General features: G+C 73.3%; 5 protein-coding genes. 3 read left to right on the forward strand and 2 right to left on the reverse strand.

Annotated features, from left to right (window positions below; translation table 11 throughout):
• Both CWIS_RS14845 and CWIS_RS14850 read left to right on the forward strand, forming a co-directional pair.
• Positions 1 to 408: hypothetical protein (locus tag CWIS_RS14845; RefSeq protein WP_048344107.1), on the forward strand; the 408-nt coding region annotated here is incomplete at its 5' end.
• 89 nt (positions 409 to 497) lie between these two features.
• A complete protein-coding gene (locus CWIS_RS14850) occupies positions 498 to 1,010 on the forward strand; it encodes a histidine phosphatase family protein (RefSeq protein WP_048344108.1) in 513 nt (170 codons plus the stop codon).
• Positions 1,011 to 1,054: 44 nt separating this feature from the next.
• On the opposite strand, the gene serB is transcribed toward CWIS_RS14850, so the two are convergent.
• Together serB and glgC are read right to left on the reverse strand one after the other, a co-directional pair.
• On the reverse strand, positions 1,055 to 1,690 hold the full coding sequence (serB, locus tag CWIS_RS14855) for a phosphoserine phosphatase SerB (RefSeq protein WP_082156510.1): 636 nt from the start codon (positions 1,688 to 1,690) through the stop codon (positions 1,055 to 1,057).
• 87 nt (positions 1,691 to 1,777) lie between these two features.
• Entirely contained in the window at positions 1,778 to 3,019 is a 1,242-nt protein-coding gene (glgC, locus tag CWIS_RS14860; protein WP_048344110.1) for a glucose-1-phosphate adenylyltransferase, read from the reverse strand.
• Positions 3,020 to 3,136: 117 nt separating this feature from the next.
• On the opposite strand from glgC, the gene glgA reads away from it, so the two are divergent.
• Entirely contained in the window at positions 3,137 to 4,360 is a 1,224-nt protein-coding gene (glgA, locus tag CWIS_RS14865) for a glycogen synthase (RefSeq protein WP_048344111.1), read from the forward strand.
• The last annotated feature ends 49 nt before the right edge of the window (positions 4,361 to 4,409 follow it).

Raw genomic sequence — 4,409 nt, forward strand, 5'->3', positions numbered from 1 at the left:
GCGGCAGAGCTCATCGAGAAGGCAGCGCGGGCGCTGTTCGAGCGACGGGCCGAGCACACCGGTCTGCGGTTCGACGCCCTGCCGATCTGGGCGGTGTGGGTCCGGGAGAGCTATCTCGCCGACGCGCGTGCGGCGCTCGAGGCCGCGGGCGTGATCCCTGCGCCGGCCACGCCGCAGCGCAGCGCCGGCGACCGGTACCAGCGGCTCGCCGACGCGGCGCTGCGCACGGCACCCGTGGCCGCGAACGGCCGCGCGGTCGACCGGGTGCCGTCGCCGCGGACCCAGGAGCTCGAGGCGCTGCTGCTGCCGCCCGGTGACGTCGCGGCGCTGGGCCACAACGCCGTGGCGCGCTCGCTCGACTGGAAGCCCGTCGAGCTCGAGTGGAACCCGCCCGCGTCCGCCCGCTGACCGATCGACCTGCTCGCCTTGCGCCGCCCGGCGATCGTCGGGGCGCTGGCGCCTTGGTCCGTCGGCCAGCACAGTGGCACGCTGGGCCCGTGACGACGACCCGACGCCTCGTGCTGCTGCGGCACGCCAAGGCCGAGCACCCCGCCGGGCTGCCTGACCACTCCCGACCGCTCGCGCTCGCCGGCCGACGGCAGGCGCCGCTGGTCGGGGCAGCGATGACCGAGGCCGGCATCGCTCCTGATCTCGTGTGGTGCTCCTCGAGCGTCCGGACACGTCAGACGTGGGAGCTGGTGCGCGGGTCACTCGGCGCGCAGCCCGAGGTCGAGTATCTCGACGAGGTCTACGACGCGGGCGTGCAGTCGTTGCTCGCGCTGCTCGCGACCGCCCCGGAGGACGCCCGCACGCTCGTCGTCGTGGGGCACGAGCCGACCATGTCCCACGCGGCGGCGACGCTCGCGGGGCCCGAGTCCGACCCCGCTGCCGTGGCTCGCGTGCAGGTGGGTGTGCCGACGGCGTCCTGGTCGTGGCTCGAGCTGGACGGTTCCTGGTCCGCGGTCGAGCCGCGCGTCGCGCGCCTGGTGCGGCTGGTCACCCCGGGCTGAGCGGGCCAGGCGCAGGGGCTCGGCCCCGGGGATCGGCGCGCGGGTCAGCGCAGGAACGGGGCGAGCGCGAGCGCGGCGTCGAGGCGGTCGGTGATGGTCGCGTCGGCCTGTGCCGCCACGACGGGCTTGGCGTTGAACGCGATGCCGAAGCCAGCGGTCGCGAGCATGTCGAGGTCGTTCGCGCCGTCGCCGATGGCCACCGTCGCCGCCAGGTCGGCCCCCACCGTGGCCGCGTAGTCGCGCAGCGCCACCGCCTTGGCCGCACGGTCGATCACGGGTCCGGTGACGCGTCCCGTGAGCCGGCCGTCGGCGACCTCGAGCGCGTTGGCGCGGTAGAGCGTGATACCGAGCGAGGCGGCCAGCGGGGCGACGAGCTCGACGAAGCCCCCTGAGACGAGGCCCACGTACCAGCCGCGCGACTGCACCTCTCCGACGAGCTCGCGCGCACCGGCGGACAGCTCCATCCGCTCCCGGACGGCGTCGAACACCGCGACGTCGAGGCCCGCGAGGGTCGCGACGCGCTCGTGCAGCGAGGTCGCGAACTCGATCTCGCCGCGCATCGCGCGCTCGGTGATCTCGGCGACGAGGTCGAGCGATCCCGCGTGCGCGGCGAGCATCTCGATCACCTCGCCCGTGATGAGCGTGGAGTCGACGTCCATGACGAGCAGGCGGGCGGTCACGGCGTGCAGGGTAGCGAGATCGCGGCGTCGCGATCTCGCCCGTCCATGTCGGTCTCCCCGCGTCCCCGGCGCGCCGCCGCGGTCGGCTCAGTCCGTGATGATCGTGCCCTTGGGGACCACGGTGAGGCCCGACTCGGTCACGGTGAAGCCGCGCGCCAGGTCGTGCTCGTGGTCGAGCCCGATGCGTGCGCGCTCCGGCACGATCACGTTCTTGTCCAGGATCGAGCGGTGCACCTGCGCGTACCGGCTCACCTGCACACCGTCCATCAGCACCGAGTCGGTGACCTGCGCCCACGAGTGCAGCCGCACGCCGGGGGACAGCACCGAGCCGGAGACCGTGGCGCCGGAGACGACCACGCCGGGGGAGACGATCGAGTCCGCGGCGTGGCCGAGGCGACCCGCACCCGCGTGCACGAACTTCGCCGGCGGCAGGCCCGTGTAGCCCGTCAGGAGCGGCCACTCGTCGTTGTAGAGGTTGAACACCGGCTCGATCGCGATGAGGTCGATGTTCGCCTCGTAGTAGGCGTCGAGCGTCCCGACGTCGCGCCAGTAGTCGCGGTCGCGCGGCGTCGAGCCCGGCACGTCGTTGCGGATGAAGTCGTAGACGGCCGCGGTGCCGCGCTCGACGAACGCGGGGACGATGTCGCCGCCCATGTCGTGGCGGCTGTTGACGTTCTCGGCGTCCTCGGTCACGGCCTGGATCAGCGCGTCGGCGTCGATCACGTAGTTGCCCATCGAGGCCAGGACCTCGTGCGGGGAGTCGGCCAGGCCGATCGCGTCCTTGGGCTTCTCGCGGAACGCGCGGATGAGGGTCGGGTCGCTCGCGTCGGTCTCGATGACGCCGAACTGGTCCGCCTCGGCGAGCGGCTGGCGGATGCCCGCGACGGTGAGCTCGGCGCCCGACTCGATGTGCGCCTGCACCATCTGGGAGAAGTCCATGCGGTACACGTGGTCGGCGCCGACCACGACGACGATGTCGGGGCGCTCGTCGTCGATGATGTTCAGGCACTGGTAGATCGCGTCGGCGCTGCCGAGGTACCAGTGCTTGCCGACCCGCTGCTGCGCGGGGACGGCGGCGACGTAGTTGCCCAGCAGCGGCGACATGCGCCAGGTCTTGGACACGTGCCGGTCCAGGCTGTGGGACTTGTACTGCGTCAGCACGATCACGTGCAGGTAGTGCGAGTTGATGACGTTCGACAAGGCGAAGTCGACGAGCCGGTAGATGCCGCCGAACGGGACGGCCGGCTTGGCCCGATGGGTCGTCAGGGGCATGAGTCGCTTGCCCTCGCCACCTGCGAGGACGATGGCCAGGACGCGCGGTTGTGCCATGCCCTGACCCTAGGCCCGCCGGGCGTCGCGAGCGAGGTCACTGCGCATCGAGGCGCTAGCGTGTCGCGCATCACGGTCCACCGGGTCCGTACCAGCCAGCGTCCACGGAGGTCGTCAGTGCGCGTCGACATGCTCACCCGGGAGTACCCGCCTCACGTCTACGGGGGTGCGGGTGTCCACGTGGCGGAGCTCGCCGCGGTGCTCCGCAGCTCGATCGACGTGCGCGTGCACTGCTTCGAGGGCGCGCGCGACGAGCCGGGCGTGCGGGGCTACGACGTCCCCGCCGAGCTCGTCGGGAGCAACGCCGCGCTGCAGACGCTCGGGGTGGACCTCGAGATCGTCGCGGGGGTGGGGGCGTCCGACGACGGTCCGCGCACCGACCTCGTGCACTCGCACACCTGGTACGCCAACCTCGCCGGCCACCTGGCGGGTCTGCTGCACGGCGTGCCGCACGTGCTCACCGCGCACAGCCTCGAGCCGCTGCGGCCGTGGAAGGCCGAGCAGCTCGGCGGCGGGTACGCGCTGTCGAGCTGGGTCGAGCGCACCGCGTACGAGGCGGCGGCGGCCGTGATCGCGGTGTCCGGGGGCATGCGTGAGGACATCCTGCGCAGCTACCCGGCGGTCGACCCCGCGCGCGTGCACGTCGTGCACAACGGCATCGACCTCGAGGGCTGGCGCCGCCCGACCGACGACGAGTCGCTCGCCGCGGCGGACCGCACGGTGCGGTCGCTGGGCATCGACCCGACCAGGCCGGCGGTCGTCTTCGTCGGCCGTATCACGCGGCAGAAGGGGCTGCCCTACCTGCTGCGCGCGGCCGAGTCGCTGCCCGCCGACGTGCAGCTCGTGCTGTGCGCGGGTGCGCCCGACACCCCCGAGATCGCGGCCGAGGTCGCGGGTCTCGTCGACCGGCTGCGCGAGCAGCGCTCCGGCGTGGTCTGGATCGAGCAGATGCTCCCGCGGCCCGATCTCGTCGCGGTCCTCGCGAGCTCGACCGTGTTCGTCTGCCCGTCCGTCTACGAGCCGCTCGGGATCGTCAACCTCGAGGCGATGGCCGTCGGGCTGCCCGTGGTCGGCACCGCGACCGGCGGCATCCCCGAGGTCGTCGACGACGGGGTGACCGGCTGGTTGGTGCCCATCGACCAGGTGCAGGACGGCACCGGCACGCCGCGCGACCCCGACCGGTTCGTCGCCGACCTGGCGGCAGCGCTCGTCGAGGCCGTCTCTGACCCGGACCGTGCCGCGCACTGGGGCGTGGCCGCACGGCGCCGCGTCGAGGACCACTTCTCCTGGGCGGCCGTGGCGCAGGAGACGCTGCGCGTCTACCGGGGCGTGCTGGGCTGAGCCAGCGGGCCTGCGAGCGTCGCGGCGGCCAGGGCCCGCCGCGCGAGCC

This window comes from Cellulomonas sp. A375-1 (assembly GCF_001040865.1).
GTDB classification, from domain to species: domain Bacteria; phylum Actinomycetota; class Actinomycetes; order Actinomycetales; family Cellulomonadaceae; genus Cellulomonas; species Cellulomonas gelida.